The organism is Burkholderia sp. BDU5, assembly GCF_001522845.1.
Classification (GTDB): domain Bacteria; phylum Pseudomonadota; class Gammaproteobacteria; order Burkholderiales; family Burkholderiaceae; genus Burkholderia; species Burkholderia mayonis.
The window spans coordinates 12,930-37,362 of sequence record NZ_LOWC01000110.1 but is presented as its reverse complement, the minus strand read 5'-3'; the positions used below and the strand labels follow the sequence as shown (position 1 = coordinate 37,362).

The window sequence follows — 24,433 nt, the reverse complement described above, 5'->3', positions numbered from 1 at the left end:
GCTCGCTCGGTCATCGGCCGGGCTGATGCGCGTCCAGCATCGAGCGAAGCCGCGCGAGCAGTTCGCCGAGCGCCTGGTCGCCGCACGAGCCGTACGAATTCTTGCGCGCCACCATGTCCTCGACGGTAATGCCGCCGATGTCGTCGCCGAACAGCGGGCTCGCCTCGGCGAACGTCGCATGAGGCAACGCCGACACGTCGACGCCGCGCGCATCCGCCGTCTTCACCAGCTCGCCGACGACCCGATGCGCTTCACGGAACGGCATTCCCTTTCGGACCAGATAGTTCGCGTACTCGGTCGCGATGATGTGCCCGCCGAGCGTCGCCTGCCGCATCCTGTCGGGCACGGGCGCCATCGTGCGGACCAGCTCGGTCAGGATCGCGAGCGACGTCATGCAGTTGTCGAGCGCGGCGAACCACGCGGTCTTGTCCTCCTGCAGATCCTTGTTGTAGCCGAGCGGCAGCGCCTTCAGGAGCGCCATCAGGCTCATCGCATTGCCGATCACGGACGCCGCCTTGCCGCGCACGAGCTCCGGCACGTCGGGGTTCTTCTTCTGCGGCATGATCGAGCTGCCGGTGCAGTAGCCGTCCGCGAGCGCGATGAAACCGAACTCCTGGCTCGTGAACGAAATGAGTTCCTCCGACAGCCGGGACAGATGGATCATCAGATTCGCCGCATGCGCGCCGAATTCGACCAGATAGTCGCGGTCGGACACCGAATCGATGCTGTGCAGCGTCGGCTCCTTGAAGCCCAGCAGCGACGCCGAGCGCCGGCGGTCGATCGGCAGGCTCGTGCCGGTCGACGCGCATGCGCCGAGCGGGCACTGATCAGCGCGCGCGAGCGCGTCGACGAAACGGCTGCGGTCGCGATCGAGCATCACCACGTAAGTCGCGAGCCAGTGCGCGTAATACGTGAATTCGGCGCGTTGCAGATGCGTGTACGACGGCATCACGAGCCCGCCATGATGCTCGCCGTGCTCGAAGAGCGCGCGCTGCAGCGTGTCGATCGCGTCGACCAGCTCGCGCGTCGAGCGCATGAAGTAGATGCGCTGCGCGCTCGCCTGCTGATCGTTGCGGCTGCGCGCGGTATGCGTCTTCTTGCCGAGCTCGCCGACCTTGTCGACCAGCAGCGTCTCGAGGTTCATGTGGATGTCCTCGAGCGCGGGCGACAACTGGATCTCGCCCGCGCGCCACGCGGCGCGGATCTCGTCGAGCGCGCGCGCGAGCGCCTCGTGCTCCGCCGTCTGAAGCAGGCCGACGGCATGCAGCATCTCGATGTGCGCGGCCGTGCCGTCGATGTCGGCTTCGAAGAGCCGCGCCTCGAGCGGCAGGCTCGTGTTGAACGCCACCAGGCTGTCGGTCATCGACTGGCTGAAGCGCCCGGCCCACGGATTCGCCATCGGATTGCTCATGCGCCGGCTCCCGATTTCGCGGCGCGCGCGGCTTCGATGCCGATGCGCAGGCCGAGCGTGTTCAGGAAACCCGTCGCGTCCTCGCCGCTGATCGCGCGGCCCGCGTGCAGCGTCACGAAATCGCGCGAATAGAGCGACTGCTCCGATTCGACGGCGGACGCCGTACATGAACCCTTGTAGAGCTGAACCTTCACGTCGCCGCTCACGTATTTCTGCGATGCGTCGATGAGCGCCTGCAGGCACAGCCGCTCGTCGCTGAACCACAGACCGCGGTAGACGATGTCGCCGTAGTCGTCGGACACGAGGTTGCGCAGGCGCTCGACGTCGCGGCCGAGCGTGATCTTCTCGAGCTTGCGATGCGCGGCATGCAGGATCGTCAGCGCGGGATTCTCGAACACGCCGCGCACCTTGAGGCCGTTGATGCGGTTCTCGATGATGTCCTGGAAGCCGACGCCGTTGCGGGCGCCCACCTCGTTCAGCCGCTCGATCAGCTCGACCGGCCCGAGCGCCGCGCCGTCGACGGAGACGGGCACGCCCTGGCGGAAACCGACCGTGATCGTCTCGACCGCATCCGGCGCATCGGTGGGCGGCGTGATCCAGTTCACGTCGAGCCAGTTGAACTCGTTCGCGACGCTTTCCAGATAGTCGCCTTCCGTCGTGATGTGCACGAGGTTCTCGTCGTGGCTCAACAGATTGTCCGGACGGCTTTCGACCGGAATGTCGTGCTGCTGGCAATACGCGAACAGATCCTCGCGCGATTGCAGCGACCAGATGCGCCACGGCGCGACGGTCGGCAGATCGGGCGCGAGGATCTTCGCGGCCATCTCGAAGCGCACCTGATCGTTGCCCTTCTGCGTGCAGCCGTGCGACAGGCAGTCGACGTCATGCTTGCGCGCGTACTCGATGAGCCCCTTCACGATCGCCGGCCGGGCGAGCGGCGTGCCGAGCAGATAGTCACGCTCGTACGAGGCGTTCGCCTTCAGCGCGGGGAACACGAAATCGCCGATGAACGTCTCGCGCAGATCCTCGATGACCAGATCGTCCGCACCGGCGATCGCCGCGCGGCGCTTCATCCGCTCCCAATCCTCTTTCTGCCCGAGGTTCGCGCAATAGGCGGTGACGCGGCAATCGAAATGCTGCTTCAGGAAATGCAGCGCGGTGGACGTGTCGAGACCGCCGGAATAAGCGAGGAGAATGTGTTTGGGTTTCATGTCGGATCTTCCGTGATGGATGGGTTCGCCGCCTCGTCGACTAGCCGACGAGGTAGTTGTCGCGCTTGCCGCGAATCTGGTTGACGTTGTCGGCCAGTTCCGAGAATTCGATGCCGATGCTGTATTTCTTGCCGTCGATCTTCATCACGCAGCCGCCGCTGCCGCGGAAGCAGAACACGCGCAGGAGATCGATGAGCTCGCGCGCGACGTAGGTCGCGTTCGGATCGATCTCCATCGCCTCGTTGGTTTCGGTGATCTTCTTGCGCGTGCCTTTGTGCCGCTGCCGGAATAGCTGATAGGTGCCGCTTTCGATGCTCGGCCAGGTCGTCTGGAACAGCTCGACCGACGCGTCCATGTGCTTGTCGTAGATGACGTCGCCCGTGTCCGTTCCATCGATCAGCACGCGCTTCTGGCTGATGACCGGCCCCGCGTCGACCGCCGACACGATCCGGTGAATGCTGACGCCCGCCGGCGTGCCGTCGAGCACGGCCCACGCGTAGTAATAGAAGCCCTTGTTGTACGGCAGATAGCCCGGATGCAGATTGATCGAATCCTTCGTCGGCAGCTCGATGAAGCGATCGTCGAGGATGTAGTCGAAGTAGACCGAAACGATGAAGTCCGGCGCGAGCGGCGCGATCAGCTCGTCGAAGCGGGCGCGCGCATCGAGGATATCGATCGGCGGAATGCCGTGCCGCTCGCACACCTCGACGATTTCGTCGAGGTGCGTCGCGTTCGCTTCCGGATGGACGATTGCGCCGACGACCTCGACGCTCGCCCTCTTTGCCAGATATGTGAGCGTTTCCAGCCCTGCGACGTTGTCAATGCAGAGCAGGACTTTCTCGCGAGTCATGTCATTCATGTAGGAATCCTATTCGGATCGCGCACGAAAGCGCGTCGAGCCGTTGATCGGATCAGTCAGCGATCCGCGCCGCGATACTTGAGGACGTAGCAGATGCCGAAACCGGACGGATCCGCCTTCGGGCTCGTGACCTCGTCCCGGACGACGTCGTAGCCCGCTTCCGCGAAGATTACGTCCCACTCGCGCTTCGGCAGCAGCAGCTGATTGGTGAACGGATGCAGCAGGAAATACGGGTTGTAATACCCACGGCCCATCGGCGACTGCATGACGCCGCGATTGTCGATGTCATAGTCGACTTCCATCACCATCAAGTAGCTGTCGGCGAATTTCCGGCCCAGCTTGCGCAGATACTCGATGAACGCCGGCCGGCCGATCTGCGCGATGATTTCCTGCAGCACGAAGCCGAACAAGATGAAATCGGGCTGCTCGTCGATCTCGTAATCCAGCGCATCGACGTTGACGAGACGCACCTGCTCCTGCAACCCCATTTCCGCAACCTTCTTCAGGCCGGCTTCGTACGCGCTCGTATCCGGCTCGATGCCGATCGCCTTGATGTCGCCCAGTTCTTTCGCGAGCGTGCACAGGTAGAGCGCGTTGCCGCAGCCAAAGTCGACGATCTGCTTCGCATCCGGCTTCACCGACTCGATGAAAGCCTTGGTGATCGGAATCGTGTCGTACTTCGAAATCTGGCAACTGCCGATGCCAACCCACTTGCCGTCGCGCTTGTAGCCGCCGATGCCTTCCTTCAGCATCGCGCCGATATTCGAGAAGATGCTGTCGTAACCGCCGATCAGGATGTTGAACCACCCTTCGTAGTGTTTGATGCGGGAGCCGTAATCGGACAGCCGGAAAGATACCGCGTCCTCGCGCCCTTCCTTGACGAGCAGTCCTTCGACGGTCAGATACTCGAACACGGTGCGCAACAGGTACGGATCGAGCGAACGGCCGCTCGCGATTTCGTCGATGGCCTTGCCCGCGAGCAGATCGTCGAACACGCCGAGCTTGAGCATCTGGAAGATCACCTTCGCACCGACGAAGCCTTTCACATAGTCGAGCGTCTTGAACATTTCGGGCTGGAACCAGCGCGAATCCAGAATTTCTTCGACAGACAGGTCTTCTTCGTGCGCTTGCGCACGAACGAGCGTTGCAGCGGTCATGGAGTCACCTTATGAGTGGTCGGAATATTCGGCCAGCGCCGCGAGCAACCGATCGTTGTCCTCTTCACGGCCGATGCTGATCCTGATGTGATGATGAAGTCCGAACTGGCCGGCGTCCTTCACCTGAATGCCCCGCTCGCGCAGGAACTGCAGCGTGCGCTCGCCGACGGCGTTTTTGACGAGAATGAAATTGGCTTCGGATGACGCGACGCGGTAGCCGAGCGCGCGCAGCGCATCAGCGACGCGGCGACGCTCCGCGAGCGTCATCGCGATGTGCGCTTCACGCGCATGATCGTTGTCGAGCGCGGCTTCGAGCGCATGCAGATCGAGCGTGCCGACGTTGCAGAACCACTGCTTGCGTTTCATCGACGCAATCAGCTCGCGTGGCCCGAACAGTGCGCCGAGCCGCAAACCGGCGAGACCGTAGGATTTAGAAAACGAGCGAAACACCAGTTCGTTCTCACCGTAAGCCAGGCCGCGTGTGCGAAACGACGAATAATCGACGTAGGTTTCGTCGATCAACAGCTTGCCCGCGCGCCGCCTCAATTGATCGAGCTCGCCGGCCGTCAGCGCCTGGCCGGTCGGATTCGACGGATTGGCGAGTACGACGCAATCGTTGCTCGACACTCGCGCGAGATCGTCCGGTTTCAACAGCAGATCGTCGGTCAGACCGATTTCGAAGTGCCTGAGCCCGCTGACGGCAATCCGCCCGCGATAGCCGTCGAAGCCCGGCCACGCGGTGACGAATCGCATCGACGAGAACTCAGCGCTGACTCGATCGAAGCATTCGTCGATGCCGCGCACCAGCATCAGGTTGTCCTCGGGACAATCGAAATGCTCCGCGAGCTTTTGCATGATTCTCGGTTCGGCGTCGAACGGGTAGCGATTGATTCGTGCGGCCGCGACCGCGATCGCGGCCCGCACACGCGGCTCCACCGCTTCCGGGTTTTCATTGAACGCCAGACAGACAGCTTCCGCAGATGCCCGTTCTTCCATCAGTACTTCGGTATCCTTTGCTTCACCAACGCTCACGATTTCATCCTTGCCGATTCTAATGATTGTCGATTCTTGCCTGATGCATCGTGCGGATGGAATCAGCGGGGTGGGGGATTCAGACCGGCCCGCTCGTTTTCCATGCCCTTCCAGCGCCAGCCCTCGAACGCACGCTTCATGTACTCGGTGAAGAACTCGGGCACCAGTCGGAACAGTTGCGGATACGTGATGAAGAACGTGCTGATGGAAATCGAAATGTCCATCGAGATCACACAGTGCCCCCAGTTGCGCGGAATGTGCAGCGTCTCGCCCGGTTCGATGATCGCCCGGTACGGCGTGCAGTGCCGATAGTTCGGATAGCGCTCGAGATCCGGCTTCTCGAAATCGACCGGACTGAACGTCTCGCGCTCGAACTGGCCGATATAGAGATTCTTGCTGACCTGGTCCGGCGGAAACAGGTACACCATCTTCCGGCCCACGACCTGCGTCAGGAAATTCGGCATCGGATCGGTATGGGTCGGCGTGTGCGTGCCGGCCGGTCCGATCCACAGATACGAATCCATGTGCGCGCCGGGAATGTGCTCGATATGCCCCTGCACATACGGATGCGGCGCGAGATCGGCGCGCAGGTTCGGAAAGCTCTTGCGGAACGGATGCGACGCCATGTAGTACATGTGATCCGGCTTCGTCCGCAGGATGTGGATCAAATCCTTCAGCTTGAGCTCCTGGAAGCGCAGGTGCTTGACGTAACCTTGTGGGCTGTTGTTGCCGGGTCCGCGCTCGTCAGGCTGAAAGCTCTCGACGCCGATGGTCTCGTCGCCGAAATTGCGCTCGAAGTAGTTGAGCGACCATTTCTGCATCGCCGGCCACGCGTCGAGCGCCCTCGCGATCTTCACCGGACGCTCTTTTTCCAGGTAATGCTTGCGGAAATCCGACACTTTGGGTCGAACCAGCGTTTCGATAGGCAGAATTTCATCGTACGGCATAGTCGATTCCCGAGCCCGAATGTTGATTGAGATGCTCGCGGACGCTGGCAGGAACCATGTCCGTCCATAGTTGCTCGATGCGTTGCAGGCACTGCTGCTTCGTCGCAGGTTCGCCGACCGTTTCCCAGCCGGCGGGAAGGCTTCGCCCATCCATCCAGACCGAATACTGGCCCTCATTATTTCGCACCACGAAGTGCAATTCGTCGTCCATAGCTGATTCCCAGGGAAAGCAAGGTGATGTGCCGGTTTTTTGCCGTGGCGGCACGCAGGTGAAATCGCGCGAAGCCATTGGCTGGAAAGACGCACCGGATGTACTGCCTTGGCATCGCTCGGATGCAAGTCCGCGACCACGCCCAACGCATTAAGTACTTCAGCGAATTAAGTATTTCTGCTGCGTGAATTGTCCCCTGAACTAACCTGATATCTGGTTATTGGGCATGCATTTTTCAATGCACTTTCATCTTCAAGGCACGAATAGAATTGGGCATAACTTCTCACGTGTCAAGCAATTTTGCGGCAAGGTGTCCTGCTTTATTTCAAACAGCAACGCATACCTGACAAATATTACAGTCGCAAAATTTACACACGGATGGCGCAAAGATTTCATTAACGGATGACAACCAGGAGGCGCGGCGCTTGCGGAGACCGATGCTTATGTTGCTCGCCGTCCGCTTCGAGGATTCAGCCAGCGCTTACTTGCCATCCGTTATCCCAGATATCGAAGGGGCGATCTATATCCATGAATCAAAACGTTATTTCCACGTCGCACACGTGCCAAATCAATCTTGCCGACTGGACTTCAGATTCGCGCGCCCGCTTATTAATTAAGCACGCACGTTATGCAAAATGTTGAATTTCGTTATGCCGATGACGCCCAGAAATTTTTACCGAACAAGCGTTGGTTTAAAAAACATGCCAATTTCAAACGGATGTGCAAATCTCATCGACATCACCAGAGTCATCTGAAATTCACTTGTATGAAATAGTTTCCACAAAACAAATAGATTGACCGATTATTTTCCGGTCGTTTTATCATTGCAATGAAGGCAACTAATTGCGCGTTCGAAATGGGGCGGCTCCACTCGGGGCCCCGCTGCCCGACTGCAAAATGGGACGCGCATTTCGCGACATCGAACCCTGGAGCTCTTACACGCATGCACGTTTCGATCGATACGTCCACCGAAGCCAACTTGCAGACACCGGATTGTCACGATGTCGATTCAGACGTAAGCACGCTCGATATGCCGGGAAGCGCCGATCTGAATCGGATTGCCGGAACTGTCGACGGCGGTGCGGCGAACGTCGAGCGAACCGCTCCGCTCACCCGCACGCTGGAGCGGATGCTGGCGCGCCATCTGCTCGATCGATGCGGCGACGGCCCGTTGGCGGCGGCGCACGTCACGCTCGACTCACGGGCCCATCTCGATGCGTTGCTGGAAGCACTGCAGCGCGCAACGGATCGGCACGCGAGTCTGCGAACGGGCATCTTTTGGGAACGCCTGCGGCGGCCGATGCAAGTCACGCTTCGCAAGGTTCGCCTGCCGGTGCACACGGCCCTGCTCGATCCCGACCTCGATCCCGCCGCGCAGTTGGCGGCGCTGGCCGCCCTGCCCGGCATGCGGATCGACGTGCAACGTCCGCCGTTGCTGCTCGCGTGCATCGCTCGCATCCCCGGCAGCGGGCAATGGCTGTTGCGGCTCGTGGCGGCCCCGATTGTGACCGGTTTCGACACGCTCGATGCGCTGCTCCGCGAAGCGGCGATCGACGTCGAACGAGCGCACGGATCGGCGCCGTTTCACTGGATTGCCGAGACGGGCATCGAAGCGCGCGGACGCGAACCTGCGTCGTCGCCGACCGCAAGCGCGGTTTCGCCGTCGAACGACGTATCGCGCGATTCCGATGCGGGTTGCGAGTCGCCCGTCGAAGCGCGCATCGCCGCGATCGCGGCCGATCTGACAGATGTCACGCATTGCGGATCGCAAGACGATTGCTTCACACTCGGACGAACGTCGTTGCAAGCGCTTCAACTGGCGCTCCGGATCCGCGATGCGTTGCACATAACCGTGCCGATCGAGCAGATCTTCGCATGTCCGACCATCGTCGGGTTTGCCGCGTGCGTCGAACGACTGCGGTCGCGGGACGCACGCGACGACGTCCCGCAGGTGCCGACCGGCGAAAAGCCGGCGGGCGCGCACGCCCAGGCGCGCGCAGATGCGGATCGAACGGATTGCCTGCTCGTCATTCAGGCAGGCTGCGCCGGGCAAGCGCCGGTGTTCTGCATCCCGGGCGCTGGCGCCAGCGTCGCATCGTTCGTTCCGCTCGCGAGCATGCTGCGCGCCGACGTGCCGGTATATGGCCTGCAGCCTCGCGGCCTCGACGGCCAGCGCCAGCCGGACCGGTCGGTCGAAGCAGCCGCGCGCCGGTACGTGCGGGCGATTCTGAATGCAAATCCGCCAGGACCGCCGCGCATCGTCGGTCACTCGTTCGGCGGCTGGGTCGCGCTCGAAACGGCGCGGCAGCTGGACGGCATGGGAAGGCGCTGCGCCCCGCTCGTCCTGCTCGATTCGATTCCGCCGCCCGCCCTGCAGGCATGGCGCGCGCCTTCCGATGCGGACATGCTGCGCACGCTGATCGGACTGCTGGAGCAGGCGGCCGGCGCGCCATCCGGGATCACCGACGCAGAAATCACTCATTGCATCGCCACGGGCGACGATGCACAGGATGCGTTCGTCCATGCCTACATGGTGAGGGCCGCGCTGCTGTCGCCGCGCGCGCCTGTCGCATCGGTGCGGCATCTGCGGCAGGTGTTCGATGCCAATTTGAGCACCTGCTACGCGCCACGCGGGCGATACGCAGGCGACGCGACGGTGCTCGTCGCCAACGGCGATCGCGATGCAGGCGAGATGGTGCCGGCGTTCGGATGGACCGTGCTGATCGAGCGAGTCGACGCGGTCGTGACGCCGGGCAATCACATGAGCATGCTCGCGGCGCCATATGTTCGCCACGTCGCGCTGACGATGAAGGACGTGTGGCGAATGATCTGAATCTGCGCGGCAGTGCGCGCCGATCGATGCAATGTCGGTTCGTGGACGATATTCGTCGGTCGATATCGGCGCGCCGCGATTTGCGCCGGCCCGCTCGATCGGCACTCGAAATACGCGACCGACCGGCACCGGGAATGGATGTCGCCAGCATCGGGGCGAACGGCGGACGATCGCGACGCAACCGCCCAACGATCGCATCGAAGCTCGGCCGCGCGGCCGCCCCGCCCGCCCATGCGCAGCTCGACACGCCCGCGACGCACGTCCATCGAAACCGTCTCACCAATGCAGACGCAACACGTCGGCATCGCATGCCGACACATGCGTGCCGAATCTCCGGCTTTCGCGCTCGAGCACCGCGTGCAGCCAGGTCTTCGCCTCGGCGCTCGCGTGCTGCAGCCGCAGGTTGCGAATCTGCATCGGCACCACCGACAGTTCGACGAGCGCCCCGCTGTCCGCGTCGAGCACCGGAAAATACATCAGCGTGAGATCCGGCCGAAATTGCTGATGGCCGTGGATGCCTTCATAGTCGTTCAGAAAATCGCCGCAGCCGTAAAGAATCAGCCGCCCGCGGTATATCTCGATCCCTTTGACGTGGTGCGACGAATGGCCGTAGACGATGTCGGCCGCGCCCGTGTCGATCAGCCGGTGCGCGAATGCGTGCTCGTCGTCGCCGATCTCGAATCGCCAGTTGCCGCCCCAATGCAGCGAAACGACGACGAGATCCCCCGCGCGCCGCTGCGCCGCGATCCGTTCGCCGATCAGCGTCGCGCGCTCGGACGACAGATTCGCAAGATAGTTCAGGCCGCTGCGCCGTGCAGTCGCGGCCCACGACGGCGGAACGCCGCTCGTCTCGACCGCATACGCGTAGACGCGGATTCGGCGCCCGTTCGGCAGGTCGAGCGTGGCCGGCTCGGCGGCGCGCGCGTCGTCGTCGCCGGCGCCGGTGGTCCGGATGCCGGCCTGATGCAGCGTCTCCAGTGTGTCGGCGAGGCCGGCGCGCCCCCAGTCGAGCGAATGGTTGTTCGCAAGCACGCAGCAGTCGATGCGCGCGCTCGACACGCAGTCGATGTTGCGCGGATGCATCCGATATAGAACCGATTTGTCCGGCCAATGGTCGTCGCTCGTCGTGACCGCGGTTTCCAGATTGATGATCCGTGCGTGCGGCCGCATACGGTCGAGCTCCGCGAGCGCCTCGCCCCACGGGTATGCGTAGTCGACGCACGCGGGCAGCTTGCCGTTTGCGAGCTCGGCCAGGCGCACGTAGTCGCGCGCCGACCGGCAATAGCATTCGTATAGCTGAGGATCGCACGGGTGCGGCAGGATCTGGTCGATGCCGCGGCCCGTCATCACGTCGCCGCAGAGGAAAAGGCGCACGCGATCGTCGCGCGTGTCGTCGGCTTCATTCATCGCATCAACGCGCGAACCGATCCGGTTCGCGCTCCTCCCGTGAAACGGTCCTTTGCCGCTCGTCAGGCGATGCGAGCCGTCGCGCAGCGATCGGCTGCGCATCTCCCGCATCGGTCAACTTCAATCGGCCTGCTTCAATCGGCCCGCGATCAGCCGATCGATTCGATGATTTCCTTGAACGCACGCCACTCGGTCGCGGCCCATACTTCAGCGTGCGAGCGTCCGAGCGTGCGCAGGATCGCCGACACCTTGAACGCCGTCTCGATGTCCGGCGCGGAAAACACGTCGAGATAATCGTATGGCCCGAGGATCGCGTAGCTGTGCCGCCATTCGATGCCCGGGCACGCTTCCTCGATTTCCTTGACCGCGCGCTTCTCGAGCGTCTCCATGCTCGACGGCGATTTCAGTCCCTCCGGGGACAAACGCGTCAACAGTATGAAGTCCGGCATCGTCGTCTCCTTGCGCGCTGATCGATACGTTCAAGCATTGCGCATCGGATCGCGCATCCATTGATTACGATCAAGGTCCGGACATGTCCGGGCATCGTGCGCCGTCCATCCGGGATCCCGTCCGCCCGTCACGTCTTGACTGACGATAGCAGGCCGAAATCGCGCAGCTCGCGATACGACAGTTCGCGCTTGCGTGCGCCGTATACCCCGCGCCGGCCGTAAATGTGCTCGAGGTCGAAGCGGTCCGACGCGTCGACGACGCGGCTCAGCACCGCGTCAAACACGGTTTCGTGCTCGTGCGCGTGGCGCGCGCCCGTCTCGGCGGTTTCACGGCGCGGGAACGGCAGATAGTCGAGTTCGACCAGATACCATGCGGGTCCGATCTTGTGCGCCTGCGTATGCGCGGACACCGGACGCATCCGCGCGTGCAATTCCTCCGCACGTCGCGCTTCGCGCTCCTTCTCGTGCTGCACGCGCGACGCGAGCGCGGCGTTGCGCATCAGCGTGCCGAGCTCCGGATGGACGTAGAACGCACAGTTCGCGTCCTCGAGCGCGACGACGCCGTGCGGCGAGTGAACGCGAACACGCCCGTGCTTCGACGACGTATGCGTCGCCACGAGATCGGCCGGAACGTCGGGCTGCTCGGGGAAGCGTCGCGCGAGTTCCGCGCGCACCGAAGTCCATTCGGCGCCGACGCGCGCGGACAGGAACGCCCGCAGCGCCCGCTGACGCGGCGGCTTGCCGGGCGCGCGCCCGCGGGCAACGGGAGGCGTTGCCGGCTGTGCGGCGGACGTGGTCCGAAAGTTGCGGTTCGCCTTGACCATGACGATTCGCCTGCCTGTTTCCGACGATGACTGACGTAGTCGCAATCGCAAACGCGTTCGTGCGGCGCGGGCGCGGTACGCTTGCGTCCATCGCACCCGCGCCGCTTTCGAATGTGCGAATTCACGGGCGCATGTCGTCGCCGTCCGGCTCCTCGCGCTCCAGCACCTCGAGCACGCGCGCGGTCCGGCCGTGCGGTTCGCGATCGAGGCGGAACTGCAGGCGTTCGTCGGATCTGAACCACGTGTATGCATCGAGCACCTCGGTACTCGTCGGTTCGATTTCGAGGATCTTCGCGATGACGTCGTCTTCGATCGGCCCGACGATGTCGCGAATTTCGGTCGCAGTGGCGGGGTGCGATGCGGAATTGAGCTTCATGGACATGGTTTTTCTCCCGTTCCGGTTGAGGCCGCTCGTTTCGCTCCGGCTCGACGCATCGCGTCAACCCTTGATGCAGACGATCGGCACGAGCCGCGCGACCTTGCGCGCGAGCCCGGCCTCGGCGGCCGCGTCGACGACCGCGCCGACATCCTTGTACGCGCCCGGCGCCTCTTCGGCGACGCCGCGGTCCGACGGGCTGCGGATCAGGATGCCGCGGCTCGCGAGCTCGTCGACGAGCGCCCGGCCGCGCCAGCGCCGTGCAGCCGCGAAGCGGCTCATGCTGCGGCCCGCGCCGTGGCACGCGGAGCCGAATGCACGTTCGCCGCCCGCCGCGTCCGCACCGGCCAGGATGTACGACGCTGTTCCCATGCTACCGCCGATCAGCACCGGCTGGCCGGCGTCGCGCAGCGCGTCGGGCAGCGCCGGATGGCCGGGCCCGAACGCGCGCGTCGCACCCTTGCGATGGACGTAGAGCTGCCGGCGGCGGCCGTCGATCACGTGCTCTTCGACCTTGCAGGTGTTGTGCGAAACGTCGTAAAGCAGGGTCAGTTGCGCGGCCGGCAGCACCTTCGCGAACACTTCCCGGGTCAGATGCGTGAGGATCTGACGGTTCGCGAGCGCGCAGTTGATCGCCGCGCGCATCGCGCCCAGATAGCGCTCGCCGAGATCCGACAGAATCGGCGCGCACGCGAGCTCGCGGTCGGGCAGCGCGATGCCGTAGCTTGTCGCGGCGATCACCATCTCCTTCAGGAATTCGGTGCCGATTTGGTGACCGAGCCCGCGCGATCCGCAGTGAATCGTCACGACGACTTGCCCGCGCCGCAGTCCGTAGCGCTGCGCGCACGCCGGATCGTATATATCGTCGATTTCCTGCACTTCGAGATAGTGGTTGCCGGAACCGAGCGTGCCCATCTCGTCGCGCTGGCGCTTCTTCGCGAGCGCCGACACCGCGGACGGCTTCGCGTGCGGCACCATGCCGCCCTCCTCGATGCGTTCGAGATCGAGCGGCGTCCCGTAGCCCTGCTTGACGGCCCACGCGGCGCCGCCCGTCAGCATGTCGTCCGTTTTCGCGGCGGACAGCCTGAGCCGACCGGTGCTGCCGACGCCCGCCGGGATGTGCGTGAACAGCGCATCGGCGAGCTTTTTTTTCACTGCGTCGACGTCCGCGCGCGCAAGCCCCGTATGCAACGTGCGCACGCCGCACGAGATGTCGAAACCGACCCCGCCCGCCGAGATCACGCCGCCCGCTTGCGCGTCGAACGCCGCGACGCCGCCGATCGGGAAGCCGTATCCCCAGTGCGCGTCCGGCATCGCGAACGACGCGGCGACGATGCCCGGCAGCGTCGCGACATTGCAGACCTGCTCGTATACCTTCTGATCCATGTCGCCGATCAGCTTGCGGTCCGCATAGAGAATGCCGGGCACGCGCATGCCGCCCGTCGGCGGAATGTGCCATTCGAACTCGCCGTGCTGCTTCAGCAGAGTCAGGTCCATCGGCATGCTCCGTTCAGACGTCGACGACGCATTCCGCGATCCACGCGCCGTCGTCGAGCCGATCCACGCGCAGCGCGGTGTAGGTCGCGCCCTTCGGCTCGACGGCCGGACGATGCCGCGCGACGTCAACCGGCTCGCCTGCGATGTGCGCGTGCAGGCCGTCGTCGGCGAGCGTCACGTCGAAACGGCTGAAGAGCATCTTGCGCACCGCCATTTCGTAGACGATTGCGTTGAGCCAGTCGACGAGCAGCAGCTCGCGGTCGGTCTCCGCGCAGGCGATCTCGAACGCGCGCAGCGGCCGGACCGACGCGGGGTTCGCGACGATCGCCGTCAGCGCGAGCGCGGCCTGCTCGTAGGCCTGCGCGAGCGTCTCGCCGACGCCGCGCACGCCGACATCCGCGTCATGCTGGAAGTGCTCCCAAAATGCGGTCATTTCGCTTCGCTCCTCGATCGACGCGCCACGCCCGATGTTCGCCGGATCGCCACATCGATCGCATGCGAAACAAGCCTAGGTGTTGCGCCCGGACGGGCCTTGACCTGCGTCAATCGCCGCACCGTGGCCGCGTTCGGAACCGAACCGTGACGACGGGCCGTCGGCCGGGAGGTCGTCTTGCAAACGCGCGAGCCGAATATCGAGATCCTGCTGCCGATCGCGTTCGCGAGCCGGCCTTCGCGTGTCGGCCGCGCGGTGATGCGGCGGGCCGGCACGTCGTCGATTGCGGTCCGATTCGTCGTCGCGCCGGGCGTGGTGACGCGACGAAGCGTCGGCACTCGCCGTTGGCCTGCGTTCGGCCGCAGTGCATGCGGTGCGGCGGGGCGTCGATCGACATGGACGTGATTCCTCGGATCGGTTCCGAAACGCCACGGGTCCGGACATGCGCCGTCAGTGCGCGAGCAGCGGCACGAGGCCGAACAGCGACGCCAACTGCGGAATCGCGAGCAGCGACAGCAGCCCGCACGCGGCGAACGCGAGCACTGCCCACAGATACCGGTTGCCCGCGAAAGGCATCTGCGCGCGCGTGCCGCCCGCGAGCGCCCGGACGACGAAGATCAGGCCTACGTTGACCGCGACGAGCGCGACGTACGCGCAGGTGCGCGCGAACGTCGGATCGCCGTTGCGCACGAGCAGCAGCGCGTACAGGCCGACGACGCCCGCCGCCGCGAGCGCGCCGGCCACCGCGCCCTGCATGACGAGCGGCGACGACCACAGCCGCACATGACGCGGCCGCGGCGGCGCGCGCATCGCGTCGGCGCGAGCGGGCTCGTTTTCGAACACGAGCGAGCATGCCGGATCGATCACGAGCTGCAGCGACACGATGTGCAGCGGCGCGAGCAACGCGGGCCAGCCGAGCAGCGCGGGCACCATCACCGCGGCGATCATCGGAAGATGGACGGCGACCGTGTAGCCGAGCGCCTGCATCAGATTCGCGTAGATGCGCCGGCCTTGACGGATCGCCGATACGATCGGCGTGAAATCGTCGCGCAGCAGCACGAGCGCGGCGACCTCGCGCGCGACCTCGGCGCCGTGCAGCCCCATCGCGATGCCGACGTGCGCGGCCTTCAGCGCGGGCGCGTCGTTGACGCCATCGCCCGTCATCGCGACAACCCGCCCGCCGCGCTCGAGCGCCGCGACGAGGCGCAGCTTCTGGTCCGGCCGCACGCGCGCGAACACGTCGGCATGCTCGACGACCTCGTCGAGCGCCGCGTCGTTCATCGCGGCGATCTCGTCGCCCGTGACGACCGCATGGACATCGATGCCGACTTCGCCCGCGACCGCACGCGCAGTCGACGGATAATCGCCTGTGATCATCACGACGCGGATGCCGGCAGAGCGGCAGGTGGCAATGGCGTCGGCCACTTCGGCGCGCACCGGGTCGATCAATCCGACGAGGCCGACGAAACGGAAGTCGAAGTCATGCTGCTGCGCGGGCCACTCGCCGCGCGCGTGCGCGGCCCGCGCGACGCCGAGCACGCGCAGCCCGCGCGCGGCCATCCGCTCGGCCTGCGCGAGCAGCGCGCGCGCCGGCGCGTCGTCGAGATGGCACAGCGAAAAGATCGCCTCGGGCGCGCCCTTGCACGCGACCGGACAATGATCGAGCCGCGGCGCGCGCCACACGTGCGACATCGCCGGCAGCGCCGGCGTCAGCGCGTATTCCTGGACGAGCGACCAGTCCTCGTGCAGATGCTCGGTGCCCGCCAGGCATTGCCGGCCCGCGCGCTGAAACGCGCGCTCCATCGGATCGACGGGCTCGATCTCGCTCGCGAGCACCAGATATTCGAGCAGTTCGCGAAATGGCTCGCCGATGTCGACCGCATCGTCGCCGAGCGTCCATTGCTCGCCGTTCGCGAACAGCGCGCGCACCGTCATCCGGTTCTGCGTCAGCGTACCCGTCTTGTCGACGCACAGCACCGACGTCTGCCCAAGCGCTTCGATCGCGCTCATGCGCCGCGTCAGCATCCCTTCGTCGGCAATGCGGCGCGCACCGAGTGCCATGAACACGGTCATCACGACCGGAATTTCCTCGGGAAAGATGCCCATCGCAAGCGTGATCCCGGCGAGCACGCCGGGCAGCCATTCGCCCGAGCGCCAGCGGTAGACGGCGACGAGCACGATGCACAGCGCGAGCGCGACGAGCGCGATCCGGTTCGCCAGCGTTCTCGCGTCGCGCTGCAGCGGCGACGGCGCGCTCGCAATGCCGGTCAGCGCCTTGCCGATCCGGCCGAGCGCCGTGCGCGGCCCGGTGTCGGTCACGATCATCCGCCCCTGCCCGCGCACGACCATCGAGCCGAAGTACAGACGGCACGCGGTTCCGTCGGGCATCGGCGCGCCGGGCCGCGCGGCCGCCTTGTCGACTGGCGCCGATTCGCCCGTCAGCAGCGATTCGTCGACGCTCAGCTCGTGCACGTCGACGAGCCAGCCGTCGGCCGGTACGCGCGCGCCTTCGGCAATCCACAGCAGATCGCCCGGCACGAGCTCGGCCGCCGAGACGAGCCGGCGCTCGCCGTCGCGCATCACGTCGGCGCGCGGCGCGGACAGCGCGCGAAGCGCGGCGAGCACGCCCGCCGTGCGCTGGCTCTGCACGATCGTCAGCACGGCGATCGCGGCGACGAACGCGAGCAACGTCAGCGCGTCCTGCAGCTCGCCGAGCGCGAGATAGACGGCCCCCGCGCCGAGCAGCAGGAGCAGCATCGGCTCGCGCAGCACGTCGAGCGACGTGCGCCACCAGCCGTGCCGACCGCCCGTATCGATCGCGTTCGGGCCGAAGCGCTCGCGCAGCTCGGCCGCCTGCGCACTCGACAGGCCGTCTGGCGGCGCGCGCCGCCACACGTCGCCGGTCGGCTCGGGCGCATCGGGCGCGCCGGCCCGTGCGCGATGCGCGGCCGGATCCGTGCTCATGCGGACGCGGCCCGGCGCGCGCTTGCAGGCCGGCCCGTCGGCGCCGACCGGGCGCCGCTCACGGCTGACGCTTGCCAGGGCACGGGTCGCATATCTGCATCGCGCCGCGGCGATCAGGTTCGGCCCAGCGGAAATCGACCTGGACGCCGCCGCGCGCGGGCACGCGCACGCTGCGGCGCTGGTCGGCGCCGCCGTAGTGTGCGTCGATCCGGTACTGCCCCGCCGGCAGCCGCGCATACAGGAACGGGCCTGTCGTGTGGACGATCAGCACGGGCTGAGCCGATGCCGCACGAATCGTGACGTCGACGTCGGACAGGTATTCGCCGTTGCGCGACACGAACCTGACGCGCAGGTTGTATTTCGGCGCGGCCGCGCGGAACGCGTCGACTTCGTCCTGCCCGACACCGCCCGTCAGATAGGCGATGCCGTTTTGCGTGGCGGGTTCGAGCGTTTCGTTCGCGACGGCTGCCGAGCCGAATGCGGCGACGGCGGCAACAGTTACGACCGTTGCGACCGTTGCGACGACGCGCATCGATCGATGAACAGCGTTTCGCATGGCGGTTCCTCCGTTTGGGCGGCGAAGACGCACACGTCCGTTCGGCGCGCACTGTTTCGCTGATGCAAAGAATGCGGTTCGCTGGTGATTGACGGGTTGACGCAGGTCAAGGGGGCCGGAAGCGCGGTTGCGGCGGCGCGACGTGCGGCGGCGCCGGGTTGGCGGGTCGTCCGCCTTCGTCTGCGAGGCTCGCGCGGAGCGGAGCGAGCCGGCAGCGGCGCGCTCGCATCGCATTCGTTTGGCGTTCGCCGCGTCGTTGAGATCCCCAGGCCACACGCGCGAGGTTCGTCTCATTCGCTACCTTCGTCGATCGTGACGATAGGCGACTCGAATGTCCGCAATGGCATGCAAGCCGGCAGCAACGCCAGCCGTCAAGGTGCCGAAACAAATCCTGCGAATGTTGACCACAGCGTCGATCGGCATTGCCCATTGCTCAACGCGTGCGTTCGCAGCCGCCGCGTCGATGGTTCGGATGACGCGCGGCCTCCGAAGCTTCGTGCTTTTCGCCAAGGAAACTGCGTGCTATCAAAGCAGGATTCGCTGTGAATCGCATGGGCTCCGATGCGCGTTTCGCGGCGAATACGCACAGTATCGGAAAAGAACGGTCGCATCGATTCGGAAGCTGTACCACGCACATTGGCGTGCCTGAAATGTGATCGGACATCGAACGATCCCGGTCGCCGTTTCGCGAAGTCCCGCCGATCAGCCGACCCGCAAATCGAGGTGTCCGTGTGCGTCGCGTTGCAGTCGTGCACGAGCGTCTTGCCGCGCTCCGCCCGCCAACAAGCATCACGAACGCGTGTCGAGCACGTGCGGTGCGCTCGCGTATCGCGTATCGCGTATCGCGTATCGCGTTCGACGCTGCCGCCGCATGGCCGATCGCTTGCGCAGTTGCGACGGCCTTCGTAACGCCGTGACGCCGTGACGCCGGCCCGCCGATTACGCGAGCCGGCTTCGCGCAGCGGCATCGGCCACGCGGCACGGGCGCCATCCGCCCAATGCGCGCGTCGTCACTGGCCGTTCGCGGCGAGCGCGCGCGTCGCACAAGCGACATGCGACGCCCGACGCGCTTCCGCCACCGACTACGAATCGTCAAGAGGAGATCAAACGAACAATGTCCAAATATGTATTGGGCCATTCCCCGATAGAGCTTCGCCGACTGGACTTCCAGTCGGAGATGCTGAAGCCGATCACGCGGCGCCTGCTCGAATCCACGCACCTCCGGTCTTCGATGCGCGTGCTCGACATCGGCTGCGGGACGGGCGGCGTCAGCATGCTGGCGGCCGAGATGGTCGGCCCGGCCGGCGCCGTCGTCGCGATCGACCAGAGCGACATCGCGATCGACGCAGCGATCGCCAACGCGGAGCGCGCGCGTCTGCACAACGTTCGCTTCCGCGCATGCGGTCTCGATCAGGTCGAGGGCGCGCACAGCTTCGACGTCGTGGTCGCCCGGTGCGTGCTGATGCATCAGCTCCACGTCGCGGAGTTCATCCGCCACGCGGCGCGCTTCGTGAAGCCAGGCGGATTCGTCGCGTTCCACGAGCCCGACTTCTTCCGCAAGCCGATATCGATGCCGCCCATCAACCTGTGGGACTCGGTTGCGATGGAGATTCTCGATCGCTGCAAGCGGATGTTCCCGTCATTCGACGTCGCGCACCGGATGGTCAAACTGTTCGCGACCGCGGGGCTGCCGCTGCCGAAGATGTCGTATGAGATTCCGGTCGACGGCGGAACGGCCACGAAGCTCAGTTCATGGCATGCGGAAATCCTGCGGGCGCTGTCCACCGATCCCGAATGGACGCTGCTCGGCAACGGCAAGCGAATCGAGTTCGACCGGCTGAGCGGGGACCTGCAGTGCGAAATCTACGAATCCCGCGCTCAGGTCGAATCCTTCGGGCAGATGTGCGCGTGGGCGCAACTGTAGACGCGCGCGCCGGCAAAAGGCCGGCGCTGCGCGCGTCGGGCGTCCGGCCCGCCGTTTCGGCCTGGCCGGACGCCGCCCGTCACGGCTTCGCGCGGCCGGCGCGATCGGTGCGGGTCGCGAGCACACTCGGCTATTTCGCGGAGGCCGGCGTCGCGCACGCGTTGCAACCGCACGCGGACGCGCCGGCGGGCGCCGCGGGCGACTGATTGGTCCACTGGCCGTTCCAGCCGCCCTGCGTCGCGCAGACGGTCGGACACACGGCCTGCGCGCCGCGATAGTCGGCAATCGGCAGCGCGGTGTCGACGTCGCAGCCGCACGGATAGCCGGTGCACGCGCGCTGCGCGATCGGTCCGCTCATCGACGCGAGCCAGTTGCGCGACTGCGCATCGATCTTGAACATCACCGGCTCGCGCGCATCGAGCAGCGCGACCATCTTCCGATAGAGCGGATAGCGCTGCGCGAGCGTCTGCAATACGCTGCGCCGCGCGGAGAACAGATACTGCGGCACGCCGCTCTGGTCCGGCCCGACGCTTTGCACCATCGTCGACGACGCGGCGATCACGTTCGCGAGCTGCACGGCGAGCGCCCGCGTACCGCGCGCGTGCGTCGTCGTGTTCACGCCGATCACGTCCGCATAGAAGAGCGGCGGCTGAGGCTCGTCCGACAGCGGCAGGAACTTGAAGTCGAGATTCTGCCGCGCCGCTTCGCTCATCGCGGACATCGATTCCGAATAGCCGATCACCGCGCGACCTTCGCCGTCGCTGAACCACGTCGACCGGTCATATTGGCCGGGCAGCTCCGCCGTCGCGTTCAGCCAGCTCGACATCGCCATCAGCGAGCGCAGGCTCGCGACCGCCTCGCCGTTCAGGTCGTTCGCGCTCCACGGCAGCGGCAGCGGATACGCGCCCGTCCGGCTGTGCGCGGCGTCGAGATACAGCGCGGCGTTCGTCGTCCGCCCGGACATGTCGATCATCAGCCCGCGCTTGTCGGGCGGAATCTCGCTCGTGAACGTGCACTGCTTGAGCGCGCCGTGCACTTGCGTGAGCGTCGTCGCGGCCGCGAGCGCCGCGTCGTCCTTCCGATAGAACAGCACGTTCGCGCAGCCGAGCTGCGGGATGCTGTAGTACCGGTCGCCCGCCTTCACGCCGTCGATTGCGTACGGCAGGAAATCGCCGATGTTCAGGATCTCGTTCGCCGCGAGCGGCTCAAGCCAGTTCTGGCTGCGGAAGTAATCGAAGAAAATCGCGTCGTACACATAGACGTCGGCGTTCGCGGGCGGATTGTTCCGGTAGCCGCCGTCCCATTCTTCGGTGGACATGAATTGCAGTGCGACGGCCGGCTGCACCTTCTTCCATTCGGTCTCGATCGCGGATTTGAACTGGTCGACGCGCGGCACCCACGGATACAGCGCGACCGTCAGTTGCTGGACGGCGGCCACGCTGCCCGCGTGCGACGGCGCGGCGGCCAGGAAGCCCAGAACGATCGTGATACAGCACAAGAGGCGACGCATGATGAATCCTCGTCGAATGAGTCGTGGGCGTGGATGCGCTTCGGCGCTGCGAGCGGCGGAAGCGTCAATTCCATAGCGCGTGGAAATGATGGACGGGCCCGTGTCCGCGGCCGACATCGAGCTTGCCGGACGCGGCAAGCGCGTCGCCCAGATACGCCTTCGCGCGGCACACGCTGTCCTCGACCGAATGGCTCGGCAGCAGCGCGGCGATCGCGGCCGACAGCGTGCAGCCGGTGCCGTGGTCGTTTTTCGTCGCGACGCGCGGCGCGGACAGCTCGACCGTCGCCGCCGCCGGGCCGCGCAGTACGTCGACGCTGCGCTCGCCCGCCAGATGGCCGCCCTTCAGCAGCACCCAGCGCGGGCCGAGCGCGTGCAGCTCGGCCGCCGCCGTATGCATCTCGTCCAGCGTGCGCGGCTCGCTTCGATCGAGCAGCACGCCCGCTTCCGGCAGATTCGGCGTAATCAGCGTCGAGATCGGCACGAGCCTGTCGCGAATCGCGTCGACCGCGTCCGGATCGAGCAGCCGGTCGCCGCTTTTCGCGACCATGACCGGATCGAGCACGATTGGCGCGGCGCGATGCCTGACGAGCGCCGCGGCGACCGCCTCCGCGATCGCCGCCGTCGCGATCATGCCGATCTTGACCGCGTGCACGGCGACGTCGTCGAACACCGCGTCGATCTGGTCCGCGACGAACGCCGGATCGAGCGCGCGGAAACCGCGCACGCCGGTCGTGTTCTGCGCGACGACCGCGGTGATCGCCGACATCCCATACGCGCGCATCGCCGAAAATGCCTTGAGATCGGCCTGAATGCCCGCTCCGCCTGTCGGGTCGGTGCCGGCGATCGTCAGTACGTTCGCGATCATGTTCCCTCGTGATTCATCTTTTTTAATGGATATTCGAGCGATGCGGCGCCCGTCGGCGAACCGCATCGCCCGTTCGTGCGACCGGTCGCACGGGAAACGCCCGCGTGCTTTCCCGCTCCCGTGCGGCGATCGGCGGGCGCACGGGCACTGCGGCGGCGTTCGGTCGCCCGCGCGCATCGCGGGGCGAACGCCGCGCCGCGCACGACCGCCGCTTCAGCGCCGCGGCTTCGTCGCCTTGAACAACACGAATGGCTTGCTGCCTTCGGCGTCCGCATATGCGCGGGGAGCGCCGTCCGCTTCCGCCGCGCTGAAGCCGAGCTCCGTCGTCGCGGCAAGCGCGAAGCCTGCCTCTTCGAGCGTGCGGCGGTACGTCGGGATGTCCCAGTGAGTGTCGACGACGTCGAACACGCCCATGCCGGGCACGTCGAGATACACCGGACGCGTGTCGCCGTCGCGATAGACGACGCCCGGCTCGCCGTTGCGGAACGTCGGGAACTGCACGCCCGTCGTGCGCGGGTTCGTATCGAGGACGTAATACGTGCCGCCCGGCTTCAGCACGCGCAGCACCTCGGCGGCGACGCGCACGAGCTCCGCGCGATCCGGGATGTTGACGAACAGGAAGCAACTGATCGCAGCATCGAAGCTCGCGTCGGCGAACGGCAGCGACGGCCCGTCGATGTGCGCGAACTGCAAACCCGAGTCGGCGCCGGCCGCGTTCGCGTTGTCGATCATCGTCGTCGCGATGTCGACGCCCGTCACGTGCGCGACGCCCGCCGCCTTCAGCCGCCGCGACACCTTGCCGCCGCCGCAGCCGTAGTCGAGCACGCGGATCGCCGTGCCGTGCGCGCCCGTCAGCTCGGCGATGAGCGGCCGGTAGCCGAAGCGGTCCTCGATCCGGTCGTCGTATGCGTCGAAGCGTTGCGAAACCTGCTGTTCGGTCCAGTCGGTCTTCATCGAGATTCTCGGTCCTTGTGCGTTATTGAGGCGAGGCGGACGCCATGTCCCAGCGGTTCAGGAGATAGGCGCGATGGAACGGGCCGACGAACGCGAGCGCGTCGTCGGGCGGCGGATTGCCGGACTTGATCTCGCGATAGATCCAGAACAGGCCGAGCACGTCGCGCCAGTACGGGTGGAAATCGACGTCCTGCAGCGCGGCCAACGACATCTGCCCCGCGCGAATCCGGCCTTCGTGGTCGAGCACGCGCCGGATCGTCGCGGGGCCGGTGCCCGCCGGCATCCGCGGCGGCGCTTCGGCGGTGACGATCGCCGCTTCGACGTCGTCGAGGAGCGCCTGCACGCGCGGCAGGTTGTCGTCGTACACGTGGATCGAGCCGACGTGGTGCGAATACGCGCCGACCTCGCATCCTAGTCGCGACGCAACGTACTCCTGCAGGAACGTGAACGAAAAGACGTCGTTCAGGAGCCCGATGTACGCGTCGTTCGCGCGCATGAAGGCCACCGTGTGCAGCCGGCCGTCGCGCAGCAGCAATTGCAGGCCGAGCGTGCAAGACACGTCGATGTTGCGCCGGTACAGATCTTCGTCGGCGCTGAAGATCTGCAGCACGACGCGCTTGCTCTCGGCGTCGTCGCGCGACAGGATGTCGACCGCGCGCTCGATCTGGTCGAGCGCGCCCTCGCCGTAATGCAGCAGCCGCGCGCCGTAGCCGGTGCCGGGCAGATGCTTGCCGTCGGGGCTGTAGCGCGCCATCGAAGGCGCGTAGTGCTCGATGAACTCGAGATCGTTGCGGCCGGACAGATACCACAGCGCCTCGGCGTAGTTGAAGACGACGTTCTGCCTGCGAGCGGCGTGCCGGCAGAAGCGCGCGCGCGGATCGTCGATCCGTGCGCCGTAGCCGATGATTTCGCGCTCCGCGTGCCCGCGCGGCGCGCTCCGGTATTCGTACGCGCCGCAGACGTCCCTGAGCGTGGCGAGATAGAGCTCGCTGAGACCCGGATAGCGCCGCATG

The 24,433-nt window shown here is 65.7% G+C and carries 23 protein-coding genes; 2 read left to right on the top strand and 21 right to left on the bottom strand.

Features of this window, described 5'->3' with window-relative positions; translation table 11 throughout:
• Window positions 1-10 precede the first annotated feature (10 nt).
• The 8 genes from argH to WS69_RS34850 all read right to left on the bottom strand — a co-directional run bounded on the left by argH (window position 11) and on the right by WS69_RS34850 (window position 8,014).
• The gene (argH, locus tag WS69_RS17730) at window positions 11-1,411 is read right to left on the bottom strand and encodes an argininosuccinate lyase (protein WP_059472030.1); all 1,401 of its coding nucleotides are present in this window, start codon (window positions 1,409-1,411) and stop codon (window positions 11-13) included.
• Entirely contained in the window at window positions 1,408-2,622 is a 1,215-nt protein-coding gene (locus tag WS69_RS17725) for an argininosuccinate synthase (protein ID WP_059472029.1), read from the bottom strand. The genes argH and WS69_RS17725 overlap by 4 nt, the downstream gene beginning before the upstream one ends.
• A 40-nt stretch (window positions 2,623-2,662) precedes the next feature.
• The gene (locus WS69_RS17720; protein WP_059472028.1) at window positions 2,663-3,481 is read right to left on the bottom strand and encodes a formyltransferase family protein; all 819 of its coding nucleotides are present in this window, start codon (window positions 3,479-3,481) and stop codon (window positions 2,663-2,665) included.
• Window positions 3,482-3,537: 56 nt separating this feature from the next.
• Window positions 3,538-4,638, bottom strand: coding sequence for a methyltransferase domain-containing protein (locus WS69_RS17715; protein ID WP_059472027.1), 1,101 nt, complete (start codon window positions 4,636-4,638; stop codon window positions 3,538-3,540).
• A gap of 9 nt (window positions 4,639-4,647) precedes the next feature.
• Window positions 4,648-5,670: a pyridoxal phosphate-dependent aminotransferase gene (locus tag WS69_RS17710; RefSeq protein WP_059472026.1), complete on the bottom strand. Its 1,023-nt coding sequence runs from the start codon at window positions 5,668-5,670 to the stop codon at window positions 4,648-4,650.
• 62 nt (window positions 5,671-5,732) lie between these two features.
• The gene (locus WS69_RS17705) at window positions 5,733-6,617 is read right to left on the bottom strand and encodes a cupin-like domain-containing protein (protein ID WP_059472025.1); all 885 of its coding nucleotides are present in this window, start codon (window positions 6,615-6,617) and stop codon (window positions 5,733-5,735) included.
• Complete coding sequence (locus WS69_RS17700) at window positions 6,604-6,828, bottom strand: MbtH family protein (protein ID WP_059472024.1); 225 nt, start codon at window positions 6,826-6,828, stop codon at window positions 6,604-6,606. Before WS69_RS17700 ends, WS69_RS17705 begins: the two co-directional genes overlap by 14 nt.
• Window positions 6,829-7,837: 1,009 nt before the next feature.
• Entirely contained in the window at window positions 7,838-8,014 is a 177-nt protein-coding gene (locus WS69_RS34850; protein WP_226382859.1) for a hypothetical protein, read from the bottom strand.
• On the opposite strand from WS69_RS34850, the gene WS69_RS17695 reads away from it, so the two are divergent.
• Complete coding sequence (locus WS69_RS17695) at window positions 8,000-9,661, top strand: alpha/beta fold hydrolase (RefSeq protein WP_231747158.1); 1,662 nt, start codon at window positions 8,000-8,002, stop codon at window positions 9,659-9,661. The two genes, WS69_RS34850 and WS69_RS17695, sit on opposite strands and share 15 nt — an antisense overlap.
• A 276-nt stretch (window positions 9,662-9,937) precedes the next feature.
• Here WS69_RS17695 and WS69_RS17690 read toward each other — a convergent pair whose 3' ends face one another.
• From WS69_RS17690 to WS69_RS17650, 9 genes are all read right to left on the bottom strand, one after another.
• Window positions 9,938-11,068, bottom strand: coding sequence for a CapA family protein (locus WS69_RS17690; protein WP_059472042.1), 1,131 nt, complete (start codon window positions 11,066-11,068; stop codon window positions 9,938-9,940).
• Window positions 11,069-11,217: 149 nt separating this feature from the next.
• The gene (locus WS69_RS17685) at window positions 11,218-11,517 is read right to left on the bottom strand and encodes a GYD domain-containing protein (RefSeq protein WP_059472022.1); all 300 of its coding nucleotides are present in this window, start codon (window positions 11,515-11,517) and stop codon (window positions 11,218-11,220) included.
• A 128-nt stretch (window positions 11,518-11,645) separates the two neighbouring features.
• Window positions 11,646-12,341 carry a hypothetical protein gene (locus tag WS69_RS17680; protein ID WP_059472021.1) on the bottom strand — a complete coding sequence of 232 codons (696 nt, stop codon included), beginning with the start codon at window positions 12,339-12,341 and terminating at the stop codon, window positions 11,646-11,648.
• A 121-nt stretch (window positions 12,342-12,462) separates the two neighbouring features.
• The gene (locus tag WS69_RS17675; RefSeq protein ID WP_059472020.1) at window positions 12,463-12,717 is read right to left on the bottom strand and encodes a hypothetical protein; all 255 of its coding nucleotides are present in this window, start codon (window positions 12,715-12,717) and stop codon (window positions 12,463-12,465) included.
• 63 nt (window positions 12,718-12,780) lie between these two features.
• Window positions 12,781-14,214, bottom strand: a complete 1,434-nt coding sequence (locus tag WS69_RS17670; RefSeq protein ID WP_059472041.1) for an RtcB family protein — start codon at window positions 14,212-14,214, stop codon at window positions 12,781-12,783.
• 13 nt (window positions 14,215-14,227) lie between these two features.
• Window positions 14,228-14,647, bottom strand: coding sequence for an archease (locus WS69_RS17665; protein WP_059472019.1), 420 nt, complete (start codon window positions 14,645-14,647; stop codon window positions 14,228-14,230).
• Window positions 14,644-14,985: a hypothetical protein gene (locus tag WS69_RS33460; RefSeq protein ID WP_156438207.1), complete on the bottom strand. Its 342-nt coding sequence runs from the start codon at window positions 14,983-14,985 to the stop codon at window positions 14,644-14,646. Before WS69_RS33460 ends, WS69_RS17665 begins: the two co-directional genes overlap by 4 nt.
• Before the next feature lie 112 nt (window positions 14,986-15,097).
• Entirely contained in the window at window positions 15,098-17,611 is a 2,514-nt protein-coding gene (locus tag WS69_RS17655; RefSeq protein WP_059472018.1) for a cation-translocating P-type ATPase, read from the bottom strand.
• A gap of 58 nt (window positions 17,612-17,669) precedes the next feature.
• Window positions 17,670-18,167, bottom strand: a complete 498-nt coding sequence (locus WS69_RS17650; protein WP_059472017.1) for a hypothetical protein — start codon at window positions 18,165-18,167, stop codon at window positions 17,670-17,672.
• Between the two features lie 1,114 nt (window positions 18,168-19,281).
• On the opposite strand from WS69_RS17650, the gene WS69_RS17645 reads away from it, so the two are divergent.
• Window positions 19,282-20,091 (top strand): SAM-dependent methyltransferase, encoded by an 810-nt coding sequence (locus WS69_RS17645; protein ID WP_082716268.1) that lies wholly within the window; start codon window positions 19,282-19,284, stop codon window positions 20,089-20,091.
• A 130-nt stretch (window positions 20,092-20,221) separates the two neighbouring features.
• On the opposite strand, the gene bcmE is transcribed toward WS69_RS17645, so the two are convergent.
• From bcmE to WS69_RS17625, 4 genes are all read right to left on the bottom strand, one after another.
• Window positions 20,222-21,601, bottom strand: coding sequence for a thiamine pyridinylase (gene bcmE, locus WS69_RS17640; RefSeq protein ID WP_059472015.1), 1,380 nt, complete (start codon window positions 21,599-21,601; stop codon window positions 20,222-20,224).
• Window positions 21,602-21,665: 64 nt separating this feature from the next.
• Window positions 21,666-22,466: a bifunctional hydroxymethylpyrimidine kinase/phosphomethylpyrimidine kinase gene (gene thiD / locus WS69_RS17635; protein ID WP_059472014.1), complete on the bottom strand. Its 801-nt coding sequence runs from the start codon at window positions 22,464-22,466 to the stop codon at window positions 21,666-21,668.
• Window positions 22,467-22,679: 213 nt separating this feature from the next.
• Window positions 22,680-23,420, bottom strand: a complete 741-nt coding sequence (locus WS69_RS17630; RefSeq protein ID WP_059472013.1) for a class I SAM-dependent methyltransferase — start codon at window positions 23,418-23,420, stop codon at window positions 22,680-22,682.
• A 22-nt stretch (window positions 23,421-23,442) separates the two neighbouring features.
• Window positions 23,443-24,432, bottom strand: a complete 990-nt coding sequence (locus tag WS69_RS17625; protein WP_059472012.1) for a thymidylate synthase — start codon at window positions 24,430-24,432, stop codon at window positions 23,443-23,445.
• Between the last annotated feature and the right edge of the window lies 1 nt (window position 24,433).